The organism is Candidatus Pelagibacter sp. HIMB1321 (genome assembly GCF_900177485.1).
GTDB lineage: Bacteria > Pseudomonadota > Alphaproteobacteria > Pelagibacterales > Pelagibacteraceae > Pelagibacter.
Window position 1 is genome coordinate 129073 of sequence record NZ_LT840186.1, and the last position, 26643, is coordinate 155715.

A 26643-nucleotide genomic window follows, 5' to 3' on the forward strand; every position below is an offset into this window, starting at 1 on the left:
GCGAGTATGTACTTACATACTTGCCCTTTTTTTTTAACAGAATATATCTAGGACATGGCAAAAATTACTTACATAACCCACGATAATAAATCCCAAACTTTGGAAGTTCAAAATGGACTTTCTGTGATGGAAGGTGCAGTACAAAATGATGTACCGGGTATTGATGCAGATTGCGGAGGTGGGATGGCGTGTGCAACTTGTCATGTGTATGTAAATGAAGAATGGTTAGATAAACTACCAGCTAAAGAAGATGGTGAAGAGGACATGTTAGATATGGCATTTGAGCCAAAGCAAAATAGTAGGTTAAGTTGTCAGCTGATTGTTTCAGATGATCTTGATGGCTTAGTTGTAAATATCCCATCCAAACAAGGTTAAATGATTAAAACAGATGTATTGATAATTGGTGCTGGACCAACAGGTTTATTTTGCGCTCATCAATTAGGATTAATTGGTCTTAAGTGTGAGATAGTAGATAATTTAGATAAAGCAGGTGGACAGTGTATTGAGCTTTATCCTGATAAACCAATCTATGATATTCCAGCGGTACCAGAATGTACTGGTGAAGAATTAACAAATAATCTTTTAAAACAGATTAAACCTTTTGATGTTAAGTTTCATTTGAATGAAAGAGTTGAAACAGTAAGAAAAGAAAATAATAATTGGTATGTAAAAACGAATAACAATAATGAATTTACCGTATCAAGCATCATTATTGCTGGAGGGGTTGGTTCATTTGAGCCAAGAAAATTCCCATTAAAAGATATTGAAAAATTTGAAAACAAATCATTATTTTATTCAATAAAAGATAAAAGTATTTTTAAAGATAAAACCATTTCTATTTTTGGTGGTGGAGACAGCGCTTTAGATTGGGCAATAGAACTGTCACAAAGTTCTAAAATAAATTTAATACATAGAAGAGACGGTTTTAGTGGTGCTCAAGCAAGTGTTGATAAAGTTAAAGAATTAGAAAAAGATGGAAAATTAAACTTATTTACAAAATATCAGATCAATTCAATTCAAGGTGAAAATAATATTAATTCAGTTTCAATAAAACATGACGAAGGTGAAATTAAAGAAATTAAATCTGATTATGTTTTAGGTTTTTTTGGTTTGATTATGCAGCTAGGTCCAATTTTGGATTGGGGATTAAATTTAAATAAAAAAACAATAGAGGTTGATACAGAAAAATTTGAAACTAATCAGCCAGGGATTTTTGCAATTGGTGATATATGTAATTATCCTGGCAAATTAAAATTGATATTATCAGGTTTTCATGAAGGAGCGTTAGCTGCAAGAGGATGTTTTAAGTATGCAAGACCTGATGAAAAACTAAGATTTGAATTCACAACAACATCTAAAGCAGCACAAGAGCGTTTAGGTGTTAAAAAATGATAGAACTTTTTTCTGAAAATACTCCAAATGGAAAAAAAATTAGTATCATGCTTGAGGAGATTGGTTATGACTATAAAGTAACTAAAATCGATATAAGCAATGATGAACAATTTAAACCAGAATTTAAAAAGATAAGTCCATTTAGCAAAATACCTGTAATTATTGATCACAAAAATAATAAAACTATTTTTGAGTCTGGTGCTATTTTAATTTATCTAGGTGAATTGAGTGGTAAATTTTATGATAAAGACAATCGAACTGATATCAATCAATGGTTAATGGCACAAATGGGTTATATTGGACCAATGCTAGGTCAGCATCATCAATTTCATCATTACAATCCTGGTAAAAGTGAATTTGGTGAAGAGCGTTACTTCAAAATTTCAAAAAGAATTTACAGTGAGGTAGATGAAGTTTTGTCTAAGACAAAGTTTTTAGCTGGTGAAGAATATACCATAGCAGACATTGCAACGTTCCCATGGTTTGCAAGACACGAATGGCATGACATTGGAATTCAAAATTTCAAAAATTTATCAAGATGGTATGAGGAAATTTCAAAGAGAGATGGGGTGAAAAAGGGATACGCTTTTATGAATAAAGATGAAGATGTTCCAAAAATAAACTATTAATCGTCTACGTGAACTTTTTCCTCTTTTTCATGTTTTTCTTGAGCAGCAATCGTATATTTTGCAACTGGCCTTGCCATTAATCTTTTAAGACCAATAGGCTCAGCAGTATCTAGACAATAACCATAAGTATCATCTTTAATTCTCATTAAAGCTTTATCAATTTCCGAGATTAATTTTATTTGTCTATTGATAGCTTTCATCTCTACATTTTTATCAGTGTATGAACTTGCTTGATCAACAATATCAGCAGAGATGCTATTATCATCCATACTGCCATAGTATAAAGCTTCATTGTTTGATTTGACTAATTCTTTTTTCCACTCTTGCAGTTTCATTCTGAAATATACCTTATGTTTTTCACACATATATTTTTCAGTGTCCTTTGGAATATATGTTTTAGAAATTTTAACTGGAGCTTTGCTAGTTTCTTTTGCTTTTGCAACAGGCTTAGTTGTTTTTTTTGGAGTTTTCTTTGTTTCTTTACTTTTTACTTTTGTAACTTTTTTTTTAGTTTTAGTAACTTTAGGCATAGCTTTAAATTAGTAGGCGCGAAGTATATTCAGCAAAATTAGGGTGTCAAGCAGGGTTAATTAATGTAATTGTTAAATAATGGATGTTTTTAAAAGAAATATTAACAATATATTTTTTATATTTTTATTATCTCATTTAATTATTTGGACATTAGTTCCAACTCTCACAAATCAAAATTTACCGTTAGATACTATAGAGGCATTGGCTTGGGGTAGTAATCTAGAATGGGGTTTTAATAAACATCCTCCAGCAAGTGCTTTTTTTCCAGAATTATTTTATCAAATATTTGGAGCTCAGGACTGGGCTTATTATTTATTAAGTCAAATATTTGTATGCATAGCTTTTATTTATGTTTTTAAATTAGCTAATGAGATTTTTAATAATTTATTATTGAGCTTGATCTCAGTATTGTTACTTGAGAGTATTTATTTTTATAATTTCACTACCCCAGAATTTAATGTCAATGTTTGCCAACTACCTTTTTGGTCAATGGTTGTTTTTTATTCTTGGAGAATTTTTGAAAATAATGAAATTGATATTAAAGATTGTATCTTAATAGGATTTTTTGGAGCAGTTGGTTTTTTATCTAAATACTTATTTATGTATTTATTGTTATCGATTGTTTTACTTTTTTTATATTTCATCTTTTTTAAAAAGCTAAAAAGATTAGATTTTAAATATTTTATAGCAATTGAAGTATTTATAATTTTGCTTGTTCCTCATTTAATTTGGTTAAATGAAAATAATTTTATAACTTTGACATATGGTTTAAAAAGAACAGGTTTAGAAACATCAAATTTTATTGATCATTTAAAATTTCCAACAATTTTTATTTTAAAACAATTAGCAATTTTATTACCCTTTTTTGGATTGGTGTATTTATTGGCTAATAAATTTAAATTTAAATTAAATCTTAAAGATAAAAAATTGTTATTTTTAGTTTTTATAAATCTTTTACCAATTTTATTGATGCTTCTTACTTCTATAATAACAGGCTCAAGAATAAGAACTATGTGGATGACACCATTTTATTTATTCTTTGGTGTTTTCACAGTCTATCTTTTTAAAAATCAAATTAATTTAAAAAAACTTAATTCATTTTTATATGGATTTATTTTTTTAGTACTTTTGTCACCAATTTTGTATTCTTACATTTCAATTAAACAAACAAATAAACGTACAGATTATTTTGGAAAAGAAATAGCAGATCTTGTGGAGAGAAGATGGAATAAAAATTTTTCAAATGAAATTATGTATGTTGTGGGAGATGAGTGGTTTGCAGGAAATTTATCTTATCATTTGCCTTCTCGTCCTAAGTGGTTTTTGGAGCTTAAGGGAAAAGTTAACTCTTTAGACCCCAATGGTGGAATAATTTATGTAGGCAATCCAGAAATTTTAAAAAAGATATGTCCAGGAGATTTTGGCCAAATGGATAAACATGGTTATTGTATGATTGGCTCAAGATAATATGAAAATTAAAATTTTAATTCCTGTCTTTAATGATTGGCAATCATTGTCAAAACTTTTGAATAATATTGATAATGAAGTTCAAAATATTAATCATGAAATTTCAATTTTCATAGTTGATGATGCATCCACTTTTGATCGACAATTGGAAACTGAAGATTTATCAAATATTAATTCAATCAAAATTCTTCTTATGAAAGAAAATAGGGGTCATGCAAGATGCATAGCTGCTGGTCTCAAATATATTTTGGAAAAAGAAGAATTTGATTATGTGATACCCATGGATGGTGATGGAGAAGATAGACCAGAAGAAATAAAAGAATTCATTAAAACCATAGAAAATAATCCCAACAAAACAATTGTTGGAGAAAGGGTTAAAAGATCAGAAGCTTTTATTTTTAAGCTGTGTTATTTTTTTCACAAACTTATAACTTTAGTATTCACTGGCCATTCGATTAAGTTTGGAAATTTTACCTGTCTCACCAAATCAACTATTGAGAAATTAATTAGTGAAAAAGCTACCTGGAATAGTTTTTCTGGTGCACTAACTAAAGTTGAGAAAAACAAGATATCAATTCCATCTATTAGAGGTGAGAGATATTTTGGTCCTTCTAAAATGAGTTTTTCAAATCTTTTAAAACACTCTTTATCTATTATTAGTGTCTTTAAAAATGCAGTTCTAATTCGATCAGCATTATTTATTATATTTTATGTTTATTTGATTAAGTCTAACGCTACAATAATTATGTTAATTCCCTTTATTCTATTACTGATTATGATTTATTCGATCTCAAGTTTATCTATGAGAGAAAACATGGATGAATTTAAAGATTGTTTAAAAAATATAGCCAGTATTGAAAATTTGAAATAAATTTTAGTTTAAGCTCTAATTTTTGGCAGTGAATAAAAGTCAGCTGTATCTATCTTTGAAGAGTATTCTCTCTTCATATTCCATTTTTTTTGAACACCAGCACTTGCAACACTTAACGTAGCTCTTCCATATCGATGGTTGGTGTTATCTATTGATCGCATTAGATTTCCTATTTTTTCATCTCGTTCAGAAGAAAATAGATTTTTCCTGCCATCATCATTTTTTAGTCCTGTAAGTATGACACCTGCTTTTTGATATTGATAACCATTTTTAAAAATACTTTCCAATATTGAAACTGCTGCTTTTACTATTTCTATACTATTGTTGGTTGCTATTGGAAAATCTAATGTTTTTGAATTTGAGTAATAACCAAAATTTCTTTGAAAAGGACTAGTTCTGACAAACACAGTGATTGCTTTTGTAACTAAAGACTCTGACCTAATTTTTTCTGATGCATTCAAGCAATAACTTGCAACCGCTTCTTTTAATTCTTGAAATTTTTCTACTCTTTTACCAAATGATCTTGATACAACACAACTTTTTCTTTTAGCTGTTGTTGTTTCTAAACTAATACATGGAATACCTCTTAACTCCATCGCTGTCCTTGAGCTTAGCACATTAGAGCTTTTTTTAATCCAGTTATTAGATTTATTCTTAAGTTGTTTGGCATTATAAATCCCATTCTTTTGATAAAATTTTGTAAGTTGCTTTCCAACACCCCAGACATCATTAATATCTATCTTTTCTAAAATTGGATCAATATTTTCAATTCCAATTAAACTAGTCACACCTGATATCTTTTTCTTAGCTATATGATTTGCAACTTTGCTTAATGTTTTTGTTTTGGCTATCCCTATACTTGTTGGAATGCCGGTCCATTTTAAAACTGTTTCTCTAATTTCTTTTCCAACTTTTTCTATATCTTGATCTGGAAAATTTGATAAATCTATAAAAGCTTCATCAATTGAATAAACTTCTATTTCTGTATTAAATCTTTTTAATGTTCTCATTACTCTTCTAGATAAGTCACCATACAAAGAATAATTTGATGAAAAAACTTCAACTTTATTTTTAATGATAATATCTTTAGCTTTAAAATAAGGTTCTCCCATTTTAATTCCTAAAGCTTTTGCTTCATTAGACCTAGAGATGATACAACCATCATTATTTGATAAAACGACAACAGGTTTTTTTCTTATTTTTGGGTTAAACAATCTTTCACAAGAGACATAAAAAGAATTACAGTCAACTAAAGCTAACTTTTTAGTATGTTGAATGGATGACATAAGTTACAACCCCCCAAATAAAAATATCTTCATCTTCATTAAGTAAAATTCGGTCATTAAAATTTTTAGACCCAGATGTTAAAAATTTTTTATCTCTTTCTTGAACTAAACTTTTAACGACTAGTTCGTCATGAACATTTGCTATTACTGTTGAGAAATTTTTTGGTGTTAAACTTTTATCAACGACTAATAAATCTCCATCATTAATCCCAACATCAACCATTGATTTACCTTGAACTCGGATGATGAATGTAGCTGGAACATTTCTTATTAGATGAATATTTAAATCAATATCTTCTTCAATATAATCTGTTGCAGGAGAAGGAAACCCAGCACCAGCTTTATGTAAGTAATATGGGATAGTTAATTTCATGTTCTTGTTTTGTTCTTATTTATAGACTAATTATTAAATACACTCAATAGGTTGTATTTTGAGTCCGTAATTGAATCAAAAGTGAATCAAAACGTGAACATTCAAAACTACATCTTGTGGAGTTGTGGATAAGTTTTACAATAAATAGCTAAAACACCAATACAATAAAAAACTAATGATTTGCATAAAAGCAAAAATTCCAGAGGAGTTAAACAAAATAGATGATGAATTAAAAGCAATTTATCATAGCAAAGAAACAGTTTGTTTTTATTTACTTAAAACAAGAGAACTTAGAAACAAGTTTATTGAAGAAACCAAAGGTATGAATAAAGAGGATAGAGAAAAAATTTACGAATTGTATAAAAGATAATCAATCAAAAGGAAATAAAATGAAAAAATTAATATGTCATTGTGGATCAGTAGAAGCAGAAATAAATGTAAATGGAGATCTTGAAAAAATTGTTAAATGTAATTGTTCAATTTGCAAACGTAAGGGAGCGATTATGTCGATGGTTAAAAATGAAGATTTTAAAATTACCAAAGGAGAAGATAAACTAAAACTTTATCAATTTCACACTAATGTTGCTAAACATTATTTTTGTTCCAATTGTGGAATTTATACTCATCACAATCCAAGAAGTAATCCTGCAATGACTGGATTTAATTTAGGATGTGTAGATGAGATAGATACTTTTGATTTAAAAGATATAACAATTATTGATGGTAACAACCATCCACTTGATCAAAAAAAATAGACTCAATGCAATCTGTTGAAAGTTGTTTTAAGAAAGTTAAAAAAGATTGTTTTAAATTTATAAGATCTCAAGAAACTTCAAAAGAGAAATTCAAAGGTAAAGATAAAATGATCAAATCTTTTCTAATACCAATTTGTTTTTGGATTTCAAAAAAAGCTTCTGTTAAACAACCTTATTTTCTAGGATTAGCAGGAGGACAAGGGACAGGTAAGACAACAATTAGTACTTTAATTAAAGTAATTTTAACTAAGTATTTTAGATTAAATGTTTTCAAGATTTCAATTGATGATTTTTATAAAACTCGAAAAGATAGATTAGCATTATCAAAAAAAATACATCCGATGTTACTTACTAGAGGTGTTCCAGGAACTCATGATATTGATATGATGCTTAAGTTTTTTAATAATATAAAAAAAACTAAATTTAAAAAAATTAGTTTACCAAGTTTTAATAAAGCTGTGGATGATAGAGCTCCTCAAAAATCTTGGTATCAAATTAACAAAAAACCTGATGTGATAATTTTTGAAGGTTGGTGCGTAGGTGCAAAATCAGAAAAGAATAACACTCTAAAAAAATCAATCAACTCTCTTGAAAAAGCAAACGATCAAAAATTAAAATGGAGAAAATATGTTAACAGTCAATTAGATGGTAAATATAAAAAATTATATTCCCAATTAAATTGTTTAATCTATTTAAAAGCTAAAAATTTTAATTTGTTACAAAAGTGGAGATTGAAGCAAGAATATAAGCTTTGGTTAAAAACAAAAAATAAATTAAATCATAAAATAATGAGCAAAGGTGATGTGATTAATTTTATGCAGACTTATCAAAGAATTACTGAAAACATGTTTAAAAATATGCCAAAATACGCTTCAATAATACTTAATTTAAATGGTAACCATCAGATAAAATCTGCAGTATATAAAAGCAAATGAAAAAAATTTTAATAATATTATTTGGATCTTTTTTAATTATTTCAAATGCAAATGCTGAAAGTTTTTCATCTGCATTATCAAAAGCATTTAAAAATAATTCTGAATTAAATGCTGAAAGAGAAAATATTAATATTTCAGAACAAGAATTAAAAATTTCAAAAGGTAACTATTTACCAACGGTTACTTTATCTGGATCCAAAAGTCAGGAAGACACAAATAAGCTAACTAATCAATCAGGTGGAAATGCTTCCATTAATGATGTGGACCCATTAACAAAGTCTATTTCGATTTCACAAACCTTAATTGATTTTGGAAGAGGGGCAGAGTTATCAAAGAGTCAAATTGGATTAGAATTAGCAAAAGCTAAACTTTTAAAAAAAGAGCAGGATATTTTATATAAAACAACTGAAGCATACACAGGACTTGTGTTAGCAAATGAAAAACTTAATATTAATAGAGATAACGTTGAACTATTAAGTAGACAAGTCGAAACAGACCAAATTAGAGTTGAGAGAGGGCAAATTACTTTATCTGATGCTTCACAATCAGAGTCATCATTAGCTGAAGCACAAGCAAAATTAATTCAAGCTGAGAATGAGTTGCTAACTAGTAAATTGAATTATGAAAATATTATTGGTTCATTAAATAATCCTAAATCTTTAGATAAAAATTCAATCTTAGAATATCCTTTGCCAGAAAGCTTAAATTCAGCAATTGATTTATCTAAGAAAACTAATCCTGATTTAATTATTGCTCAATTAGAATATGAACAAGCTCAAAAGGATAAAGTTATTGCAAAATCTGATCTTGCACCAACTGCAAATTTGTCTTTGGATAGAACTTATACCGATGATCTAAGTTCAACATATGATGAAAGAGAAAAAGATACAATTAAAGCTACAGTATCTTGGCCTTTTTATTCCGGAGGTAAAAACAGAGCTTCATTAAATAAAAGTTCAAGCATAGAGACAAGATCTCGACTAATTTTAGATAGTGTTACAAAAAAAAATCAAACAAACGTTGCAAGTGCTTGGTCTAATTATCAATCAAACAAAAGCTTATTAAACTCAGTTCAAGCACAGGTTAGAGCTGCTGAAATTGCTAACGAAGGAATTGCAGCTGAGTATAATAGTGGAGCAGGCAGAACAACTTTAGAAGTTATTCAATCTAACTCTTTATTATTAAACGCTCAAATTTCACTTGCTAATTCCGAGAGAAATTACATTCTATCCCAATTCAACTTACTTAAATCAATAGGCTTGCTTCACAGTGAATATCTAAAAATTAACTAAAAGTATTAATTTTTAAGTTCATAATAATTAATTATTGCTAATGAGAACAAAATGTGTACATTTATTTCATGATTCGAGTGTTAAAAAAATTAAAAAAAGAGGCAAAAAATGACGAAAAGTAACCTAAAAGTAGTTAAATCTACTAAAGATCAAGAAATGGATAATAAAGAAAAGAACAAAGCATTAGATGCTGCGATAGCTCAAATTACGGACAATTTTGGAAAAGGCTCTGTAATGAAGCTTGGTGAAAAAAGAGCTATGGATATTGAGTCTGTTTCTACAGGATCTTTAAGTTTAGATTTAGCTTTAGGAATTGGTGGATTGCCAAAGGGAAGAATTATTGAAGTTTATGGTCCAGAGTCATCTGGTAAAACAACTTTGGCATTACAAGTTGTAGCTGAAGCACAAAAAGCAGGTGGAATTTGCGCATTTGTAGATGCAGAGCACGCTTTAGATCCAGTTTATGCAAAAAAATTAGGAGTTAATACTGAGGAATTATTAATCTCACAACCTGACACTGGTGAGCAAGCATTAGAAATTGCTGATACATTAGTAAAATCAGGCTCTATTTCAGTAATTGTTGTTGATTCTGTTGCTGCCTTAACTCCAAAAGCTGAAATTGATGGTGAAATGGGTGATCATCACGTTGGTTTACAATCACGACTTATGAGCCAGGCTTTAAGAAAGTTAACTGGTTCAATTTCAAATACAAACACAATGATGATCTTCATTAATCAAATAAGAATGAAAATTGGAGTTATGTTTGGAAGTCCTGAAACGACATCAGGTGGAAATGCTTTAAAATTCTATTCATCTGTGAGAATGGATATTAGAAGAATAGGAGCAATCAAAGATAAAGACGAAATTATTGGAAACTCTACAAGAGTTAAGGTTGTTAAAAACAAAGTAGCACCTCCATTTAAAGTAGTTGAATTTGATTTGATGTATGGAAAAGGCATTAGCAAAATGGGTGAATTAGTTGACCTTGGTGCTAAAGCAGACATTATTGAAAAATCAGGAGCATGGTATGCTTATAAAGGTGAGAAGATAGGTCAAGGTAGAGAAAATGCCAAAACTTATCTAGCTCAAAACCCAGCTGTTGCAGCTGAAGTAGAGCTTGCAATTAGAGAAAAAGCTGGAGTGATTACTAAAAAAATTGAAGGTAACCCACTAGATCCTGAGAAAATTGAAAAAGAAAAGAAAGTAGCTGAAAAAGAAGAAGTGAAGACTGAAGCTACTCCTCCTTCTAAAAAGAATTAATTTTTAGGTCATCTTTAAATTATAAAGGCGCTTAGTATTTAAGCGCCTTTTTCCCTTCATTACAGTTATCTAGACATAAAATAAAAAAGCTGTATTTTAAAAATATGGCAGATAAATCACTCAATGAAATTCGGAGTACATTTTTAAAATACTTTGAAAAAAATGATCATAAAATTGTTGAGTCTAGCAATCTAGTGCCCAACAATGATCCGACATTGATGTTCGCCAATTCTGGCATGGTTCAATTTAAAAATGTTTTTACCGGTTTAGAGAAAAGAGATTATGTAAGAGCAACTACTTCACAAAAATGTGTGAGAGCAGGTGGAAAACATAATGATTTAGAAAATGTTGGTTATACTCCAAGACACCATACATTTTTTGAAATGTTAGGAAATTTTTCCTTTGGAGATTATTTTAAAGAACAAGCCATTGATTATGCTTGGAATTTGATAACAAAAGATTTTGGAATAGATAAAAACAGACTTTATGTAACAGTTTTTCATGAAGATGACGAAGCTTTCAATTTTTGGAAGAAAATTGCGGGTTTTAGTGACGATAGAATAATAAGAATATCAACTTCAGATAATTTTTGGTCAATGGGTGAGACAGGTCCTTGTGGGCCTTGTTCAGAAATTTTTTATGATCATGGTGATCATTTAAAAGGAGGATTGCCAGGTACTCCTGAAGAGGATGGTGATCGATTTATCGAGATTTGGAATTTGGTCTTTATGCAATATGAACAAGTTTCAAAAGATGAAAGAATTAATTTACCAAAGCCATCTGTAGATACAGGGATGGGGCTTGAAAGAATTGCTGCTTTATTACAAGGCACATATGATAATTATGAGACAGATCATTTTAAAAAGATTATTCAATCAACTTCAGACATAGTTAAACAAAAACCCGATCAAAAAAATCTTTCGAGTTTTAGAGTTATTGCTGATCATTTAAGAGCAAGCTCATTTCTAATTGCTGAGGGAGTTCTTCCATCAAATGAAGGAAGAGGTTATGTGCTTAGAAGAATTATGAGAAGAGGAATGAGACATTCTCATATGTTAGGATCTAAGAAACCAATTTTTGCAAACTTGTTTAATACTCTGTTAGAAGAAATGTCAGCAAGCTATCCTGAATTAACTAGAGCAGAATCTTTAATTAAAGAAACTTTAAAAATGGAGGAAGAAAAATTTTTAGTTTTACTTGATAGAGGAATTAAAATTTTGAATGAAGAGATTTCTAAAATAGATAAAGTTTTACCTGGTGATGTTGCTTTCAAATTATATGAGACTTATGGGTTTCCAATTGATTTGACTGAGGACATATTAAAATCAAAGTCTTTAAAATTTGATAAAGATAGATTTGGTGAGTTGATGAGAGAGAGTATTGAGCTTGCAAGAAAAAACTGGAAAGGCTCTGGAGATAGTGCTGTAGAAAAAATTTGGTTTGGAATTAAAGAAAAAATTGGACCAACAGAATTTCTTGGATATGAAAATGATCAAGCGCAAGGAATTGTAAAATGTTTATTGAAAAATCATAAAGAAGTATCAGTGCTTAATAAAGATGATGAAGGTATGATAGTTTTAAACCAAACACCTTTTTATGCTGAGTCAGGGGGACAAGTAGGAGATAAAGGGGTTATTGTAAAAGATGATTTTAAATTTGAAGTCACCGATGTTCAAAAAAAATTAGGTGATTTATTTGTTCATTATGGAAAAGTTGTAAGTGGATCAATAAAACTTGACCAAGATGTAGAATTGAAAATTGATGTAAATAGAAGAAATGATACTAGGGCTTATCATTCAGCAACTCATTTATTGCACGAGTCTTTAAGAAGAGTATTGGGTGATCATGTTACTCAAAAAGGATCATTGGTTGAACCTGAGAGATTACGTTTTGATTTTAGTCACATGAAACCTATTTCAAATGAAGAAATTGGAAAAATTGAAAACTATGTAAATGAGATGGTACAAAAAAAATCAGAGGTAAAAACAAGAATTATGACACCCAAAGAGGCTGTTGAAAATGGAGCTTTAGCTTTATTTGGAGAGAAATATGGAGATGAAGTAAGAGTGCTTTCAATGGGCGAGGAAGGAGAGAAGTATTTCTCAACAGAATTATGTGGTGGAACTCATGTAAAAAATACTGGTGATATTGGCAAATTTAAAATTATTAGCCAGTCTTCAATTGCGGCAGGGGTCAGAAGAATAGAGGCTTTAAGAGATAAACAATTAGAGGAATATTTAGAAAATAAAGAAAAACAACTGAACCTATCTTCTGAAAAAAACGATGAAATTATAAAAGACCTTAGTGATCAAATAACAAACTTGGGAGGGAAACCTTCTTTGGACGAAAGTGATCAAAAGGTTTTAATCAAAAATCTTACAAAGCAACTAGAGACCTTATCTGTTAACTCAATATTAAAAGATAAATCAAAAAATATTACTAATGATCAAACAGTAAATAATGTAAATATCAGATTTCAAAAAATTTCAGATTTACCTCCAAAAGAACTTAGAAAATTAGTTGATCATGGTAAAAAAGATTTGGGTGAAGGAATTATTGTAGTTTTTGCAAGTAAAGATGAAAAAGTTGGTTTAGCTGTTGGAGTTACAGATAAGTTAACTGAAAAATATGATGCGGTTACTTTTGTTAAAGTTGGCTCAGAAATTATTGGCGGCAAAGGTGGTGGTGGAAGAAAAGATTTTGCACAAGCAGGTGGTCAAGACAGTACAAAAATTGATGACGCTTTTGAAAGTATTAAAAAATTAATTTAATTTCTTTTTTAAATTACCATCAATTTCATCTAAAAATTGATTGGTAGTAAGATATTTACTTGATGGTCCAATTAAGATTGCTAAATCTTTTGTCATTGCTCCATTTTCGACACACTCTATACAAACATCTTCAAGAGTATTTGCAAATTTTATTAATTCATCATTACCGTCAAGTTTACCTCTATGAGCTAAGCCTCTAGTCCAAGCAAAGATTGAAGCAATAGGATTTGTAGAAGTTTCTTTTCCTTGTTGATGCATTCTGTAGTGTCTCGTTACAGTTCCATGTGCTGCTTCAGCTTCCATTGTTTTACCATCTGGAGTTAAAAGAGTACTCGTCATTAAACCTAACGATCCGTATCCTTGAGCCATTGTATCTGACTGAACATCTCCATCATAATTTTTACAAGCCCATATATATTTTCCACTCCACTTCATTGCACATGCAACCATGTCATCTATTAATCTGTGTTCATAAGTTAGTTTATGTTTTTCAAATTCAGTTTTGTATTCATTGTCATAAATTTCTTGGAAAATATCTTTAAATCTTCCATCGTATTGTTTTAGAATTGTATTTTTTGTGGACATGTAAACAGGCCACTTTTTCATTAATCCATAACTAAAACATGATCTTGCAAAATCTTGAATTGATTTATCTAAATTATACATTGATAACGCAACACCAGGTCCTGTAAAATTAAACACTTCATATTTGATTTCATCTTTACCATCTTCAGAAGTCCATTTGACTTCCATCTTACCTTTGCCAGGAACTTTAAAGTCAGTTGCTCTATACTGATCACCAAATGCATGTCTTCCAATAATTACAGGGTCTGTCCAAGAAGGAACTAATTTTGGAATATTTTTACAAATAATTGGCTCTCTAAATACGGTTCCTCCAATTATGTTTCTAATCGTTCCATTTGGAGATCTCCACATTTTTTTTAAGTTAAATTCTTCAACTCTAGCTTCATCAGGAGTAATTGTTGCACATTTAATTCCAACACCAACTTTTTTAATTGCATTAGCAGAATCTATAGTGATCTGATCATCAGTATCATCTCTGCTTTTCATCCCAAGATCGTAATATTCAATACCAAGATCAAGATAAGGTAGGATTAATTTATTTTTGATAAACTCCCAGATTATTCTGGTCATTTCATCACCATCTAGCTCTACAACAGGATTTTTTACTACGATTTTACTCATTTATTTGAAATATATCTTATTAATTGAATTTAAGTGTTTTATATACATATTAATCAAAAATTATCAAATAGAAGAATATGTTTAGCAAGATTTTTCCAAAATTACATTCTGAAGGATACAAGTTCATTGTTATTGCAGCGGTAATTACAATCATACTTTATAGTCTTAGTAGCTTCTTAGGATTAATTGGACTTGTTCTAACAATTTGGGTTTATTATTTTTTTAGAGATCCAGAAAGAGTGATCATTGAAGATGATAATTACCTAGTAAGCCCAGCTGATGGAGAGGTAATTAAAGTAGAGGAAGTTGATGGCCCTAAAGAATTAAGTTTAGAAAATAAAAAGTTCAATAAGATAAGTATATTTATGAATGTCTTTGACTGTCATGTGAACAGAACTCCATGCAAAGGAAAGATTGAAGAAATTTTATATAAACCAGGTAAATTTTTAAATGCTTCATTTGATAAAGCAAGTGAAGATAACGAGAGGAATTATTATAAAATTAAAGACGTTCATGGCAATGATATTATCGTAGTTCAAATAGCGGGTCTTATTGCAAGAAGAATTGTATGTGAATCTAATAAAGATCAAGACTTGTCTCAGGGTGAGAGAATAGGGATGATAAGATTTGGAAGTAGAGCTGACGTTTATTATGAAAATTACCAGCCGTTAGTTAAAATAGGACAGCGAGCTATTTCAGGAGAAACGCTTTTAGCAAAAAAATAAAATGCAAGAACAAAAAAATAACTTCAAAATTATAGCAGATAGAAAAAATGCAAGAATGTTATTGCCTAACATGCTTACACTTTTTGGAGTTTGTATAGGCTTAACTTCCATAAGATTTGCTTTAGATGGCAAATTTGAATATGCGATAATTGCAATAATATTTGCAGCATTGATTGACGGCTTGGATGGAAGAATTGCAAGATTGATAAAAGGAACTTCTAAAGTTGGTAAAGAACTAGATTCATTAACAGATATGATTAGCTTTGGTGTTGCACCGGCTTTTATAATGTACTTTTGGAAATTAAATGAACTAGGAAAGTTTGGTTGGCTGTTGTCTTTGGTTTACGTGATTTGTGTTGCGTTAAGACTTGCTAGATTTAATATAAACTCAAATCAAGAACCCTCTTGGAGAGACAATTTTTTTGAAGGAGTACCTTCACCAGCTGGAGGGATATTAGTTTTAACTCCTTTGATTTATAGCCTAAGTGGCTTAAGTTTTTTTCAAATTAATTATAACGTTATTGTTCCAATTTTTTTTATAACAACTTCTTTTTTATTGATCAGTAAATTTCCATCTTATTCTTTCAAGAAAATTGTAATTCAAAGAAAAGCCACTATTTTTCTATTATTTGGAATTGTTTTGTTTTTTGGCTTATTATTGATTTACACTTTCAATATCATTGCTATTAGTTCATTAATTTATTTAACTTTATTACCAATTAGTTTTTTCCATTATCAAAAACTAAAAAAACAAAATCAAAATGAAAAAATTCAAGATAGTGATGATGATCTTGAAGATGTTCTTTAATGAAAAAAAATGTAATTGTTTCATTAGCAGATGCTAATTATTATCCTCTGTTAGACGAGCTTATTGATTCAATTAAACAATTTAAAGAAAGTGAAAATGTTGCAATTTGTATTTTAGATGCTGGATTAGAAGATAAACAAAAAGAAGCTCTACTTGATAAAGTAGATGAAATTAAACCAGCTGAATGGGATATTGAAGTTCCGGGTTATAAAGTAAAAGATAAAGAGTGGTTAAAAAGTCAAGTGTCTAGAGCTTTTTTGCCAAAATATTTTCCTAACTATGAAAAATACCTATGGATTGATTGTGATGCTTGGGTAAATGATTGGCAATCAGTTGAATTATATTTTAAAGCTTGTGATAATGGTAAGCTTGGAATTACTCAAACTATAGGACCTGGCTATAAAATTACATCTAAAGTTAGTTGGTTATTTGGTAAGCTTGCAATAATAAAATCTCAAAATTTCAAACATGCTGTTAAATCAAAAATTGGATACTCAAAAGCTCGTAAACTTGCTTTTGCTCCACATATTAATATTGGTGTTTTTTCACTTGAAGTTAACTCACCGGGTTGGTCTTCTTGGCAAAACAATTTATTTCAGACATTAAAAGCTGGAAATATTTTTGGCTCTGAAGGTCTTGCTATCAATATGTCAGTTTATATTGATGAATTAAAAACTGAATTTTTACCACTTAACTGTAATTGGATAACAAGTAACTTGCTCCCAAAATTTGATGAAAACGCAAATACTTTTGTTGAACCTTTTTTACCAAATTATAAAATAGGAATTATGCATCTTGCAGCAGGAATTTGGAAAGATGGAAAAGATATGAGAACAAACAAAGATATCAAAATTAAGATAGAAAATCTTGAGGGTGGATTTGTAGAAAAAAGTTTGAGATTTAGTAAATAATTGAAAAAAAATAAAATTTCAAAAAATTGGGTAAACAAGCAAAGAAGAGATATATATGTTCGTCAATCTAAAGTTGATGGGTATAGAGCAAGATCAGCATACAAACTAATTGAAATTGACGAAAAGTTTAAAATTTTTAAAGGTGGATTAACAGTTATTGATATTGGTGCTGCCCCAGGAAGTTGGACACAATATGCTTCTAAAGCTGTCAGAAATGGTAAGATTATATCAATTGATCTTAAAGAGATGGAACCAATTGAAAATACGCTTCAAATAAAAGGTGATTTTACTGAAGATCAAACTCAAAAGAAGATAAAAGAATTATTAACTGATAAATCAGACATAGTAATGTCTGACATGGCTGTAAATACAACAGGTATTAAAAATATAGATTCAATACAAACAGGAGAATTATGCAAAGAAGCTATGATTTTTTCTCAAGATATCATTTCAAATAGTGGGTTTTTCATATCAAAAATATTCATGGGTGGTTCGTTTAATGAAATTGTTCAACTTGGAAAAAAGATTTTTAAAGAGGTAAAAGTATTTAAACCGAAATCTAGCAGAAAAGATTCAAAAGAAAGCTTTATAATTTGCAAAAATCTTAGATAGGCTCTTTAAAAAATAAGGGAATCGTATATAAATCGTTATGGATCCTATTAAAGAAGCTCTAACCTTTGATGACGTTACATTAGCTCCAAAGTATTCTGAAATCTTACCGTCTGAAGTTGACACAAGTATTGAGTTAACTGAAAATCTGAAATTAAAAATTCCACTGTTATCATCTGCAATGGATACGGTAACTGAAAGCAAAATGGCAATTGCGATAGCTAAAGCTGGTGGCATTGGAGTTATTCACAGAAATCTAGATGTAAAAAAACAAATTACTGAAATTAAAAAAGTTAAACAAAAAAGATTGCTAGTTGGTGCAGCAGTTGGTGCGGGTCCAAATGAACTTAGTCGAGCTAAAGGAATTCTTAAAGAGGGAGTAGATTTAATAGTTGTAGATACAGCGCATGGTCACACTAAAAAAGTTTCTGAAATTGTTAAATTAATTAAAAAAATTAAGACTAAAAAAACAGCGCTATGTGCAGGAAATATTGCAACACCAGAGGCCGCAAAATACTTATTAAATCTAGGTGTTGATATAATTAAAGTTGGTATTGGTCCTGGCTCAATTTGTACAACAAGATTAGTTGCTGGAATAGGTGTTCCACAATTAAGTGCAATACTTTCTGTTAGAAATGGAATTAAAAATAAAAATGTTAAAATCATTGCTGATGGAGGAATTAAATATTCTGGAGATTTAGCCAAAGCTTTTGCAGCAGGTGCGGATGCAGTTATGATTGGTTCATTGTTTGCAGGTACAGATGAAGCTCCTGGAAAATTAATTAAAAGGAATGGTAAATATTTTAAAAGTTTTAGAGGCATGGGCTCAGTTGGAGCAATGAACAAAGGCTCTGCTGATAGATATTTTCAATCAAAACAAAAAGATATGTCCAAATATGTACCTGAGGGTGTTGAAGGGTTTGCAAAATACAAAGGTGATGTTGGAAGTATTATTTTTAAATTAATTGGTGGTTTAAGATCTTCAATGGGTTATCTTGGATCTAGACAGATTAAATATTTAAGAAATAAACCTAAATTTGTGAAAATTACTAAAGCTGGTTTTTATGAAAGTATGGTTCATAATGTAGATATAATAAAAAGTGACGCAAAATATTAATGATTAAATTTTATAAAATATTTTTATCTTTATTTTTTTTAATAAATTTAACAAATATCAGTATAGCTAAAGAAGAATTTTTCAATGAAGGTGTAAAATTATTTGAAGCAAAAAAATTTGATGATGCAAAATTTCTTTTTGAGAGAAGCATTGTATTTAAACCTAAACATGCCGACTCTTATCTATATCTTGCAAAAATATATAAAGAACAAGAAGATTTAAAAAAAGAAGAAAAAAATTTAGAAACCACATTGTTAATTGATCCTACTAACGAAGAAGCAATATTACTGATGATGGAAATGGGAATTGAAAGAACTAATTATTCAAAAGTAAAAGAATTATCTGAAAGATTTACAAAGGTTTGTAAAAATTTATGTGATAAAAATGGAAAAATTTTACAGGACTTAAAGAATTTAGAACCGAAAAATGAGTCTTGATTTAAATTTGAACAAAATCTTAATAATTGATTTTGGCTCACAATTTACTCAATTAATTGTAAGAAGAATAAGAGAGCTTGGTGTTTATTCAGAATTAGTTAGTCATAAAAAAATCAAAAGCACTCAAATTAAATCCAATACAAAAGGCATAATCTTGTCTGGAGGTCCCTTAAACGTTGACGAATTGAATAATAACTTATTTGACAAAAGAATACTAAGATTAGGTATCCCAACTCTCGGCATCTGTTTTGGTCATCAAATTTTATCAAAATTCAACGGAGGAAAGGTTAAGCAGTCTAAACATAGAGAGTTTGGCTTAGCTAATATTTATAAAAGAAATAGTAGCTTATTAATTGATAACTTTTTCAATAAAAAATCTAAAAAAGTTTGGATGAGTCATGCAGATCAAGTTTATAAACTGCCAAAAACTTTTAAAGTTATTGCTTCAAGTGAAAATTCAAAATATGCAATTGTAGAAAGTAAAGTAGAGAAATTCTTTGGTGTTCAATTTCATCCAGAAGTAACCCATTCTGAAAATGGAAAAAAAATTTTTAGTAATTTTATTTCTAAAATCTGTAAAATTAAAAAAAATTGGTCTCCTAAAGATCAAAAAATTAAACTAATAAAAGAAGTTAGACAACAAGTTGGTCATAATAAAGTAATTTGTGCTTTATCTGGTGGTGTAGATAGTAGTGTTGTAGCTCAACTTTTAAATAAAGCTATTGGCAAAAAATTATACTGCATATTTGTTAATACAGGTTTATTGAGAAAAAATGAAGAAACTCAGGTTGTTCAAACATTTAAAAAAAGATTAAAAATTAATTTAATTTATGTAAATGCTGAAAAAGAATTTTTAAGTAAATTAAAAAATGTAACAGACCCAGAAAAGAAAAGAAAAATTATTGGTAATTTATTTATTAAAATATTTGAGCGTTATTCTAAAAAAATTAAAGATGTAAAATACCTTGCACAAGGAACTCTCTATCCAGATTTAATTGAAAGTAAATCGGTTACAGGTAGTCAAACCTCTAAAATAAAATCTCATCATAATGTTGGTGGTTTACCTAAAAGAATGAAATTAAAACTTGTTGAGCCCTTAAAGTTCTTGTTTAAAGATGAAGTAAGAAAACTTGGTTTAGAATTAAATTTAAATAGAGAAATTATATCTAGACATCCATTTCCTGGTCCTGGTCTTGCTATTCGAATGCCAGGACTGATAACACCTGAAAAAATAAAAATTCTTAAAGAAGCAGACTATTATTTTATAAGCGCACTAAAAGAAAAAGGTTTATATGATAAAATTTGGCAAGCTTATGCAGCCTTACTACCCGTTAAAACTGTTGGTGTTATGGGAGATAATAGAACTTATGAGTATTTATGTTTGTTAAGAGCAATCACTTCAGAAGATGGTATGACTGCTGATTATTTTGATTTTAAAAAGTCATTTTTACAATATGTTTCAAACAAAATTGTAAATAGCATCAGAGGTATAAATAGAGTTGTTTATGATGTTACTTCAAAACCACCAAGCACTATTGAACTAGAGTAGCAAATATTTATAAATTAAGGTTTTATGAAATATCTACACACAATGATCCGTATTTCTAATATTGATGAATCCTTAAGATTTTTTTGTGAGGGGTTAGGTTTAAAAGAACTCAAAAGAATTGAAAATGAAGGTGGAAGATTTACTCTAATATTTTTATCTGCACCCGGTGATGAAACTGCACAAATAGAATTGACTTACAATTGGGATGGTGATGATTTGGGTGATGGTTCAAGAAATTTTGGACATTTAGCCTATAAGGTAAAAAATATTTATGAAACATGTCAAAGACTAATAGATATGGGCTATACCATAAATAGACCACCTAGAGATGGTCACATGGCATTTGTTAGATCACCTGACAAAATTTCAATTGAAATATTGCAAGAAGGTAATCTTGAACCAAAAGAACCTTGGGTCTCAATGAAAAATGAGGGAATTTGGTAATTTATAATGCTTAATCCTAAAATTGAAAATCTTATTAAGAAAAAATCTAAATCAAAGATTGTTTGTCTTACAGCTTATTCAAAAAACATTGCTAAGAATATTGATCCTTATACTGACTTAATTTTAGTAGGAGACTCATTAGGGTCTGTTTTGTATGAGTTTAATACAACAAGGTTAGTCACACTTGATATGATGATCAATCATTCAAAAAGTGTAAAACAAGGGATTACAAAAAGTTTAATGGTCGTTGATATGCCGTATCAGACTTATAGAAATAAATCTGAAGCTTTAAAGAATGCTAAAAAAATAGCTAAGGACACAAAATGTGATGCGGTCAAATTAGAGGGTGGTACTAAAATTATACCAATAATAAAATATTTAATCCAAAATAATATTAATGTGATGGGTCATATAGGAATTTTACCTCAATCAGTAAAAGGGAAGTTTAAAGTTAAAGGAAAAAATTTGAGAGAGCAAAATCAACTTATGAAAGATGCAAAAGCTCTTGAGCAAGTAGGTGTTTTTTCAATAGTTCTTGAGGGTGTTAAAAGTGCTGTAGCAAAGAAAATCACATCAAATATTAAAATCCCCACAATTGGTATAGGAGCTTCTAATGATTGCGATGGTCAAGTTCTTGTAACAGATGATCTTTTGGGATTAACTAATTCAAATATCAAATTTGTAAAAAGATATGCTGATCTTGGAAAATCAATACAGTCAGCAGTAAAAAGTTTTAGAAAAGAAGTAATCGCTAAAAAATTTCCTAGTAAAAAATATTCTTACTAAAAAAACTTTTTAAAGCTCTCATTAATTGAGATGATGTCTAGATCATCTAGTCCACCAATTATTAGCTGTAATGCCACAACTAAAATTGCAATTAAACCAAGATAACCTATCCATTTATAATTTTGAATTTGTTTAGCAAAAAATCTTGCTAACGTTCCAACTAATACGACAGATAGAAATAATCCGAACATTAAAAGATTAATATTATTTTTTGCAGCACCTGCTACAGCTATTACATTATCAAAACTAAGTGTTAAATCAGCAAATAGAACTTTATACACTCCTTGAATATAAGATGGTTCTTTAGATACTTTTGTTGGAGATTTAATTTTTTTTGTTTCAAATAAATCTCTTCTTAAATCATTAACAATCCAAACTAAAAGCAAGCCACCAAATATCTTTATATAAGCAAATCCAAATAAATAAGATGCGAAAACTGCAAAAACGATCCTAAAAACCAATGCACCCAAAAGTCCCCACATAATAATTTGATATCTGTGTTTTGGTGCAAAATTTGCAGCAATCATTCCAATAATGATTGCGTTATCGGCAGACATTATAACGTTAATGATAATTATTTGGGATAGTATGAAATAGTCTTCGAACAAGATTTTTTTATATTATATATAAATTTTTATTATTCAATATGTTGAGATTGTAGAGCGTAGTTAGTATTTAGATTTTTTTGTGCCTTCGATAATTTCTTTAAGTTCTTGAAATTCCTCACAATTACAATTTTTTAAAACATCTAATCTTTCTTTTGCAAGATCCATCCTATTAGTCACAACGTAAAGCTCTCCTAAATATTCGTTTATGCCATTATGTTTTGGTTCAATAGCTAATCCTTGCAGATAATATTCTTCACCTAAATTGTAATCACCAAGCTTTCTAGTTGTAAATCCTAAATAATTTAATGTATCAGCATTATTAGGTTTTTTTTCATTAGATTTTATCAGAAGTTTTTGAGCTTTTCTGTATTGTTTTTCAGCCTTTTTTTGTTTCCCAACTTCTTCAAATTTCTTAGCTTTATTAACGTAAGAAACTGCTTGTTCATAATTAGATTTTTTAATTGTAGTTGAACTATTTGAGCTATCGTTAGAAGAACTACCAGCACTATATGCATTGAAGTTTAGCAATATAAAAATAATAATAATAAGAATTTTTTTCATGATTAATTAAATTTACTCATACTACTTAATGACTTTAAAACAAGACCATTTTCTTTTAAATTTTCTTTTATAGATCTTGCTGTTGCTAAAGAACTTATATTATCTCCATGAATACAAACAGAGTCGATCTCACAAGGTATTTTTTTTCCACTATAACAATTCAATGCTTGATTTTGAACCATAGTTAGAACATGTTTTTTAGCTTCTTCTGGATCTGTAATTAATGCGTGAGGCTTTTTTCTAGAAACTAAGTTTCCATCATCTTCATAACTACGATCAGCGAAAATTTCACACGCTATTTTCATATTCAACTTTTTAGCTGCAATTTCCATTTTTGAACCTGTTGGCACTAAATATATTAAATCTTTATTTATTGAGTAAATAGTTTTTGCAAGTATGTTTGCTAAATTAATATCCTCACAAGCCATATTATTCAATGCCCCATGTGGTTTGATATGAGTCACATTTTCATCATGATCTGACGCAATTTTTTGAAGTATTTCATACTGATCAATAATTAATTTTTTAATTTCCCCTTCTGATAAATTTATTCTGGATCTTCCAAAGTTTTCCGGATCATTGAAAGATGGGTGAGCTCCTATACTTACACCATTTTTTTTTGAAATTTGAATTACTTCATTCATTGTTTGTTCATCACCAGCATGATAACCGCAAGCTACATTTGCTGAATTTACAATTTCTAGTAAATCTGGATCATATTTATTTGAATGATGTTTTGATTTTTCACCGAGATCGCAATTTATATTAATTTCCATAATAATATAATATTAATATCATAAAATGATTAAAAATATAACATACTTAGGTGACGCTGCTTTATATTGTGATTTTGGTTCTGAAATTAGCAAACAGGTAAATCAAAATGTTATAAAATATTTTTATGAGTTGAATAAAAAAATTGAATCAAAAGAAATAGAAGGAATTTTAAATTTAACCCCATCATACAATAAGTTGATTATTGGAATTGATCTTGAGAAGACTAATTATAAAACTATTAAAGAAAAAGTATTAGATCTAAAAGTTTCAAATTTAATTAATCAGAATACGAAAAAAATTGAAATTCCAATATGTACTGAAGAAGGAGTAAGTTTAGATTTTCAGAGATTAGAAAGCATTACAAAAAAAAATAAAAATGAAATTTTAAAATCTTTTTTTAATAAAGATTATTATTGTTATATGACTGGATTTATAGCAGGTATGCCATTTTTAGGAGATTTAGATATCTCTATACAGTGCAATAGGTTGGGAACACCAAGATTAAGCGTTCCAAAAGGAGCAGTGGGTATTACTGAGCAATTTGCAAATATTTATACATTTCCAAGCCCAGGGGGTTGGAATATTATTGGTCAAACACCACTAAAAATATTTGATAAAGAGAATAAAAAAAGTCCAAATTTTATAAACCCTGGTGACACTATTGTATTTTACCAAATATCTAAAAATGAATTTGAAAATTGGAAATAAATGTATTTTGAGGTTTTAAGAGCAGGCATTAATACAACTATCCAAGATGAAGGAAGAAAAAACCTTTATCATATTGGCGTTACTTCTAGTGGTGCAATTGATAGGAAAAATTATAGATTATCAAATATCATTTTAAAAAATGAAATAAATGATCCAGCTATCGAATTTGCTTTTCAAGGTCCGCACCTCAAAATAAAAAATGGAAGATGTTTTATTTGTATTACAGGAAGTGTTGATTTTGAGATAATTAAAAATAGTGGAGTAATAGAAAAGGGCTATTGTTATAAAATTTATAATTTAGAAGAAGAAGATGAAATAGATATAAGATCAACTAAATCATCAGTATATGGATATTTGAATGTAAAAAATGGTTTCAAATTTGAAAAAGTTTGGGGCAGCTACTCTGTTAATACAAAAGCGAATATTGGTCCTAACGAAGGCAAGAAATTTTCAACAAACCAAAAAATTTATTTAAACAAATATTTAGACAAAGATCCCAAAATTATTCAATTAAGATATTCAAATACCAAAATGAAAAAAGTTAGAATTATAAAAGGTACAAACTTTGATTATTTCTCCGATAAAGCAAAAAAAATTTTTTTTTCAGAACCATTTATAATTTCAAACGAAATTGACCGAATGGGTATAAGATTAAAAGGACCTAATTTAGAAAATATCGTGAGTTCTAATATAAAATCTGAGGGATTAGTTAAAGGTACTATACAAGTCACATCAGACGGAAATCCTATTATAATGCTTGCTGACCATGGTAGTATTGGAGGATATCCTAAAATTGGAACTGTTATATCTGCTGATTTAGATGGCCTAGCTCAATTAACTCCTCATTCAGAAGTTTATTTTGAAGAAGTAAGTCTTGAAGAAGCAGAGGAACTATATAAGAACCAATTAAAAGAATTAAACAAATATTTTAATACAATTAATGAATTTAATTAAAAATCTTCCAGGACCTTTACTTGTATTTCTTGGAGCTTGCAGTCTAAGTTTTGGTGGATTAATTGTTAAATCTTTTGAGGGCGCAACCTTATGGCAGATTCTTTTTTGGCGAACTGTATTCTTTTTATTAGTAATTAGCCTCTATTTAATAATTACTTATAAGAAAAAATTTTTAAAATCATTTTATGATTCTGGTATCCCAGGTTTTTTAGGTGGATTTGTTTTGTCATTTGGTTTTTGTGGATATGTATTCGCGATGTATAATACTACAGTAGCTAATGCTAATTTCATTATACAAACTCAAACAATATTTTTAGCAATTTTTGGATATTTTTTTTTAAAAGAAAAAATTTCTAACATAACTTTAGCTTCAATCATTTTAGCAATTTCAGGTATTCTTCTAATGGTAGGTAGTTCTTTGTCACCGGGTCAGATGACAGGAAATATAGCTGCTTTTTTAATGCCTATTTCTTTTGCGGTATTAATTTTAGTTGTAAGAAAATACCCAAATGTAGATATGGTTCCAGCTCAGTTTATTGCAGGAATATTTGCCTTACTGATAGGATTTTTAATGTCAGAAAAAATTTTAATTTCTAGACATGATATTTTCTTAGGATTTTTAGCAGGCTTTATTCAATTAGGATTTGGTTTTATTTTAATTACAATTGGTGCTCAAAGAACACCCTCAGCTATGGTTGGAATCATTATGTTAACTGAAGCTGTTTTAGGTCCAATATGGGCATGGTTGTTTGTTAATGAGCAACCACCATTTATTGTATTAATTGGAGGTTCAATCGTAATATTCGCAGTATTATTGCAGTTTTACAATTTATACGCTGCAGACAAAAAGCAGATTAATACCAATTGACATTACTACTATA

Annotated in this window: 30 protein-coding genes; 23 read left to right on the plus strand and 7 right to left on the minus strand. The window is 29.1% G+C overall.

Features of this window, described 5'->3' with window-relative positions; translation table 11 throughout:
- The first annotated feature begins 54 nt into the window (after positions 1-54).
- Genes B9N70_RS00680 through B9N70_RS00690 form a run of 3 tightly spaced genes read left to right on the plus strand, consistent with a single transcriptional unit; the run spans position 55 to position 2021 of the window.
- Entirely contained in the window at positions 55-375 is a 321-nt protein-coding gene (locus B9N70_RS00680; RefSeq protein WP_085113893.1) for a 2Fe-2S iron-sulfur cluster-binding protein, read from the plus strand.
- Positions 376-1392 (plus strand): NAD(P)/FAD-dependent oxidoreductase, encoded by a 1017-nt coding sequence (locus B9N70_RS00685; protein WP_085113894.1) that lies wholly within the window; start codon positions 376-378, stop codon positions 1390-1392. It abuts the gene before it with no gap.
- The gene (locus B9N70_RS00690) at positions 1389-2021 is read left to right on the plus strand and encodes a glutathione S-transferase family protein (RefSeq protein WP_085113895.1); all 633 of its coding nucleotides are present in this window, start codon (positions 1389-1391) and stop codon (positions 2019-2021) included. The genes B9N70_RS00685 and B9N70_RS00690 overlap by 4 nt, the downstream gene beginning before the upstream one ends.
- Here the strand turns inward: B9N70_RS00690 and B9N70_RS00695 are convergent.
- Positions 2018-2551 carry a TraR/DksA family transcriptional regulator gene (locus B9N70_RS00695; RefSeq protein WP_085113896.1) on the minus strand — a complete coding sequence of 178 codons (534 nt, stop codon included), beginning with the start codon at positions 2549-2551 and terminating at the stop codon, positions 2018-2020. The two genes, B9N70_RS00690 and B9N70_RS00695, sit on opposite strands and share 4 nt — an antisense overlap.
- A gap of 79 nt (positions 2552-2630) precedes the next feature.
- Here B9N70_RS00695 and B9N70_RS00700 point away from each other — a divergent pair, with 79 nt between their 5' ends.
- Both B9N70_RS00700 and B9N70_RS00705 read left to right on the plus strand, forming a co-directional pair.
- Positions 2631-4019, plus strand: a complete 1389-nt coding sequence (locus B9N70_RS00700; protein WP_085113897.1) for a glycosyltransferase family 39 protein — start codon at positions 2631-2633, stop codon at positions 4017-4019.
- 1 nt (position 4020) lies between these two features.
- Positions 4021-4890, plus strand: a complete 870-nt coding sequence (locus B9N70_RS00705; protein ID WP_085113898.1) for a glycosyltransferase family 2 protein — start codon at positions 4021-4023, stop codon at positions 4888-4890.
- Between the two features lie 8 nt (positions 4891-4898).
- Here B9N70_RS00705 and B9N70_RS00710 read toward each other — a convergent pair whose 3' ends face one another.
- Together B9N70_RS00710 and B9N70_RS00715 are read right to left on the minus strand one after the other, a co-directional pair.
- A complete protein-coding gene (locus tag B9N70_RS00710) occupies positions 4899-6176 on the minus strand; it encodes a Y-family DNA polymerase (protein WP_085113899.1) in 1278 nt (425 codons plus the stop codon).
- The gene (locus B9N70_RS00715; RefSeq protein WP_085113900.1) at positions 6154-6549 is read right to left on the minus strand and encodes a LexA family protein; all 396 of its coding nucleotides are present in this window, start codon (positions 6547-6549) and stop codon (positions 6154-6156) included. Before B9N70_RS00715 ends, B9N70_RS00710 begins: the two co-directional genes overlap by 23 nt.
- A gap of 175 nt (positions 6550-6724) precedes the next feature.
- On the opposite strand from B9N70_RS00715, the gene B9N70_RS00720 reads away from it, so the two are divergent.
- The 6 genes from B9N70_RS00720 (at position 6725) to alaS (ending at position 13562) form a co-directional block, all read left to right on the plus strand.
- The gene (locus tag B9N70_RS00720) at positions 6725-6919 is read left to right on the plus strand and encodes a hypothetical protein (protein ID WP_085113901.1); all 195 of its coding nucleotides are present in this window, start codon (positions 6725-6727) and stop codon (positions 6917-6919) included.
- A gap of 19 nt (positions 6920-6938) precedes the next feature.
- Positions 6939-7304 carry a GFA family protein gene (locus B9N70_RS00725; RefSeq protein WP_085113902.1) on the plus strand — a complete coding sequence of 122 codons (366 nt, stop codon included), beginning with the start codon at positions 6939-6941 and terminating at the stop codon, positions 7302-7304.
- 5 nt (positions 7305-7309) lie between these two features.
- Positions 7310-8239 (plus strand): uridine kinase, encoded by a 930-nt coding sequence (locus B9N70_RS00730; RefSeq protein ID WP_085113903.1) that lies wholly within the window; start codon positions 7310-7312, stop codon positions 8237-8239.
- Positions 8236-9531, plus strand: coding sequence for a TolC family protein (locus B9N70_RS00735; protein ID WP_085113904.1), 1296 nt, complete (start codon positions 8236-8238; stop codon positions 9529-9531). Before B9N70_RS00730 ends, B9N70_RS00735 begins: the two co-directional genes overlap by 4 nt.
- Positions 9532-9639: 108 nt before the next feature.
- The gene (gene recA, locus B9N70_RS00740) at positions 9640-10791 is read left to right on the plus strand and encodes a recombinase RecA (protein WP_085113905.1); all 1152 of its coding nucleotides are present in this window, start codon (positions 9640-9642) and stop codon (positions 10789-10791) included.
- Between the two features lie 104 nt (positions 10792-10895).
- The gene (alaS, locus tag B9N70_RS00745; RefSeq protein WP_085113906.1) at positions 10896-13562 is read left to right on the plus strand and encodes an alanine--tRNA ligase; all 2667 of its coding nucleotides are present in this window, start codon (positions 10896-10898) and stop codon (positions 13560-13562) included.
- On the opposite strand, the gene B9N70_RS00750 is transcribed toward alaS, so the two are convergent.
- Entirely contained in the window at positions 13554-14768 is a 1215-nt protein-coding gene (locus B9N70_RS00750) for an NADP-dependent isocitrate dehydrogenase (RefSeq protein WP_085113907.1), read from the minus strand. The two genes, alaS and B9N70_RS00750, sit on opposite strands and share 9 nt — an antisense overlap.
- Before the next feature lie 77 nt (positions 14769-14845).
- Here B9N70_RS00750 and B9N70_RS00755 point away from each other — a divergent pair, with 77 nt between their 5' ends.
- The 9 genes from B9N70_RS00755 to panB are packed head-to-tail and all read left to right on the plus strand — an operon-like array spanning position 14846 to position 22154.
- Positions 14846-15493 (plus strand): phosphatidylserine decarboxylase, encoded by a 648-nt coding sequence (locus tag B9N70_RS00755; RefSeq protein WP_085113908.1) that lies wholly within the window; start codon positions 14846-14848, stop codon positions 15491-15493.
- 1 nt (position 15494) lies between these two features.
- Positions 15495-16301 carry a CDP-diacylglycerol--serine O-phosphatidyltransferase gene (pssA, locus tag B9N70_RS00760; RefSeq protein WP_085113909.1) on the plus strand — a complete coding sequence of 269 codons (807 nt, stop codon included), beginning with the start codon at positions 15495-15497 and terminating at the stop codon, positions 16299-16301.
- On the plus strand, positions 16301-17212 hold the full coding sequence (locus tag B9N70_RS00765; protein ID WP_085113910.1) for a glycosyltransferase: 912 nt from the start codon (positions 16301-16303) through the stop codon (positions 17210-17212). The genes pssA and B9N70_RS00765 overlap by 1 nt, the downstream gene beginning before the upstream one ends.
- Positions 17213-17824, plus strand: a complete 612-nt coding sequence (locus B9N70_RS00770) for an RlmE family RNA methyltransferase (protein WP_085113911.1) — start codon at positions 17213-17215, stop codon at positions 17822-17824. It begins immediately after the preceding gene.
- Positions 17825-17861: 37 nt separating this feature from the next.
- On the plus strand, positions 17862-18938 hold the full coding sequence (gene guaB, locus B9N70_RS00775) for an IMP dehydrogenase (protein WP_085113912.1): 1077 nt from the start codon (positions 17862-17864) through the stop codon (positions 18936-18938).
- The gene (locus B9N70_RS00780; protein WP_085113913.1) at positions 18938-19375 is read left to right on the plus strand and encodes a tetratricopeptide repeat protein; all 438 of its coding nucleotides are present in this window, start codon (positions 18938-18940) and stop codon (positions 19373-19375) included. The genes guaB and B9N70_RS00780 overlap by 1 nt, the downstream gene beginning before the upstream one ends.
- Positions 19365-20924: a glutamine-hydrolyzing GMP synthase gene (gene guaA / locus B9N70_RS00785; RefSeq protein ID WP_085113914.1), complete on the plus strand. Its 1560-nt coding sequence runs from the start codon at positions 19365-19367 to the stop codon at positions 20922-20924. Before B9N70_RS00780 ends, guaA begins: the two co-directional genes overlap by 11 nt.
- A 24-nt stretch (positions 20925-20948) precedes the next feature.
- Complete coding sequence (locus tag B9N70_RS00790) at positions 20949-21368, plus strand: VOC family protein (protein ID WP_085113915.1); 420 nt, start codon at positions 20949-20951, stop codon at positions 21366-21368.
- A gap of 6 nt (positions 21369-21374) precedes the next feature.
- Positions 21375-22154, plus strand: coding sequence for a 3-methyl-2-oxobutanoate hydroxymethyltransferase (gene panB / locus B9N70_RS00795; protein ID WP_085113916.1), 780 nt, complete (start codon positions 21375-21377; stop codon positions 22152-22154).
- On the opposite strand, the gene B9N70_RS00800 is transcribed toward panB, so the two are convergent.
- The 3 genes from B9N70_RS00800 to B9N70_RS00810 all read right to left on the minus strand — a co-directional run bounded on the left by B9N70_RS00800 (position 22151) and on the right by B9N70_RS00810 (position 24099).
- On the minus strand, positions 22151-22711 hold the full coding sequence (locus B9N70_RS00800; RefSeq protein ID WP_231909405.1) for a YjbE family putative metal transport protein: 561 nt from the start codon (positions 22709-22711) through the stop codon (positions 22151-22153). The genes panB and B9N70_RS00800 overlap by 4 nt on opposite strands.
- Positions 22712-22822: 111 nt before the next feature.
- Positions 22823-23323, minus strand: coding sequence for a tetratricopeptide repeat protein (locus B9N70_RS00805; RefSeq protein WP_085113918.1), 501 nt, complete (start codon positions 23321-23323; stop codon positions 22823-22825).
- A 2-nt stretch (positions 23324-23325) separates the two neighbouring features.
- Positions 23326-24099: a 5-oxoprolinase subunit PxpA gene (locus B9N70_RS00810; protein ID WP_085113919.1), complete on the minus strand. Its 774-nt coding sequence runs from the start codon at positions 24097-24099 to the stop codon at positions 23326-23328.
- Positions 24100-24124: 25 nt separating this feature from the next.
- On the opposite strand from B9N70_RS00810, the gene B9N70_RS00815 reads away from it, so the two are divergent.
- The 3 genes from B9N70_RS00815 to B9N70_RS00825 are packed head-to-tail and all read left to right on the plus strand — an operon-like array spanning position 24125 to position 26630.
- The gene (locus B9N70_RS00815; RefSeq protein ID WP_085113920.1) at positions 24125-24808 is read left to right on the plus strand and encodes a 5-oxoprolinase subunit B family protein; all 684 of its coding nucleotides are present in this window, start codon (positions 24125-24127) and stop codon (positions 24806-24808) included.
- The gene (locus tag B9N70_RS00820; protein WP_085113921.1) at positions 24809-25762 is read left to right on the plus strand and encodes a 5-oxoprolinase subunit C family protein; all 954 of its coding nucleotides are present in this window, start codon (positions 24809-24811) and stop codon (positions 25760-25762) included. It begins immediately after the preceding gene.
- Positions 25749-26630 carry a DMT family transporter gene (locus B9N70_RS00825; protein ID WP_085113922.1) on the plus strand — a complete coding sequence of 294 codons (882 nt, stop codon included), beginning with the start codon at positions 25749-25751 and terminating at the stop codon, positions 26628-26630. The genes B9N70_RS00820 and B9N70_RS00825 overlap by 14 nt, the downstream gene beginning before the upstream one ends.
- Positions 26631-26643 lie beyond the last annotated feature (13 nt).

Excerpts from the sequence above, each read along its gene's own strand:
- B9N70_RS00680 (WP_085113893.1), top strand. The coding sequence starts at position 55 with ATGGCAAAAATTACTTACATAACCCACGATAATAAATCCCAAACTTTG.
- B9N70_RS00685 (WP_085113894.1), top strand. The coding sequence starts at position 376 with ATGATTAAAACAGATGTATTGATAATTGGTGCTGGACCAACAGGTTTA.
- B9N70_RS00690 (WP_085113895.1), top strand. The coding sequence starts at position 1,389 with ATGATAGAACTTTTTTCTGAAAATACTCCAAATGGAAAAAAAATTAGT.
- B9N70_RS00695 (WP_085113896.1), bottom strand. The coding sequence starts at position 2,551 with ATGCCTAAAGTTACTAAAACTAAAAAAAAAGTTACAAAAGTAAAAAGT.
- B9N70_RS00700 (WP_085113897.1), top strand. The coding sequence starts at position 2,631 with ATGGATGTTTTTAAAAGAAATATTAACAATATATTTTTTATATTTTTA.
- B9N70_RS00705 (WP_085113898.1), top strand. The coding sequence starts at position 4,021 with ATGAAAATTAAAATTTTAATTCCTGTCTTTAATGATTGGCAATCATTG.
- B9N70_RS00710 (WP_085113899.1), bottom strand. The coding sequence starts at position 6,176 with ATGTCATCCATTCAACATACTAAAAAGTTAGCTTTAGTTGACTGTAAT.
- B9N70_RS00715 (WP_085113900.1), bottom strand. The coding sequence starts at position 6,549 with ATGAAATTAACTATCCCATATTACTTACATAAAGCTGGTGCTGGGTTT.
- B9N70_RS00720 (WP_085113901.1), top strand. The coding sequence starts at position 6,725 with ATGATTTGCATAAAAGCAAAAATTCCAGAGGAGTTAAACAAAATAGAT.
- B9N70_RS00725 (WP_085113902.1), top strand. The coding sequence starts at position 6,939 with ATGAAAAAATTAATATGTCATTGTGGATCAGTAGAAGCAGAAATAAAT.
- B9N70_RS00730 (WP_085113903.1), top strand. The coding sequence starts at position 7,310 with ATGCAATCTGTTGAAAGTTGTTTTAAGAAAGTTAAAAAAGATTGTTTT.
- B9N70_RS00735 (WP_085113904.1), top strand. The coding sequence starts at position 8,236 with ATGAAAAAAATTTTAATAATATTATTTGGATCTTTTTTAATTATTTCA.
- recA (WP_085113905.1), top strand. The coding sequence starts at position 9,640 with ATGACGAAAAGTAACCTAAAAGTAGTTAAATCTACTAAAGATCAAGAA.
- alaS (WP_085113906.1), top strand. The coding sequence starts at position 10,896 with ATGGCAGATAAATCACTCAATGAAATTCGGAGTACATTTTTAAAATAC.
- B9N70_RS00750 (WP_085113907.1), bottom strand. The coding sequence starts at position 14,768 with ATGAGTAAAATCGTAGTAAAAAATCCTGTTGTAGAGCTAGATGGTGAT.
- B9N70_RS00755 (WP_085113908.1), top strand. The coding sequence starts at position 14,846 with ATGTTTAGCAAGATTTTTCCAAAATTACATTCTGAAGGATACAAGTTC.
- pssA (WP_085113909.1), top strand. The coding sequence starts at position 15,495 with ATGCAAGAACAAAAAAATAACTTCAAAATTATAGCAGATAGAAAAAAT.
- B9N70_RS00765 (WP_085113910.1), top strand. The coding sequence starts at position 16,301 with ATGAAAAAAAATGTAATTGTTTCATTAGCAGATGCTAATTATTATCCT.
- guaB (WP_085113912.1), top strand. The coding sequence starts at position 17,862 with ATGGATCCTATTAAAGAAGCTCTAACCTTTGATGACGTTACATTAGCT.
- B9N70_RS00780 (WP_085113913.1), top strand. The coding sequence starts at position 18,938 with ATGATTAAATTTTATAAAATATTTTTATCTTTATTTTTTTTAATAAAT.
- guaA (WP_085113914.1), top strand. The coding sequence starts at position 19,365 with ATGAGTCTTGATTTAAATTTGAACAAAATCTTAATAATTGATTTTGGC.
- B9N70_RS00790 (WP_085113915.1), top strand. The coding sequence starts at position 20,949 with ATGAAATATCTACACACAATGATCCGTATTTCTAATATTGATGAATCC.
- panB (WP_085113916.1), top strand. The coding sequence starts at position 21,375 with ATGCTTAATCCTAAAATTGAAAATCTTATTAAGAAAAAATCTAAATCA.
- B9N70_RS00800 (WP_231909405.1), bottom strand. The coding sequence starts at position 22,711 with ATGTCTGCCGATAACGCAATCATTATTGGAATGATTGCTGCAAATTTT.
- B9N70_RS00805 (WP_085113918.1), bottom strand. The coding sequence starts at position 23,323 with ATGAAAAAAATTCTTATTATTATTATTTTTATATTGCTAAACTTCAAT.
- B9N70_RS00810 (WP_085113919.1), bottom strand. The coding sequence starts at position 24,099 with ATGGAAATTAATATAAATTGCGATCTCGGTGAAAAATCAAAACATCAT.
- B9N70_RS00815 (WP_085113920.1), top strand. The coding sequence starts at position 24,125 with ATGATTAAAAATATAACATACTTAGGTGACGCTGCTTTATATTGTGAT.
- B9N70_RS00820 (WP_085113921.1), top strand. The coding sequence starts at position 24,809 with ATGTATTTTGAGGTTTTAAGAGCAGGCATTAATACAACTATCCAAGAT.
- B9N70_RS00825 (WP_085113922.1), top strand. The coding sequence starts at position 25,749 with ATGAATTTAATTAAAAATCTTCCAGGACCTTTACTTGTATTTCTTGGA.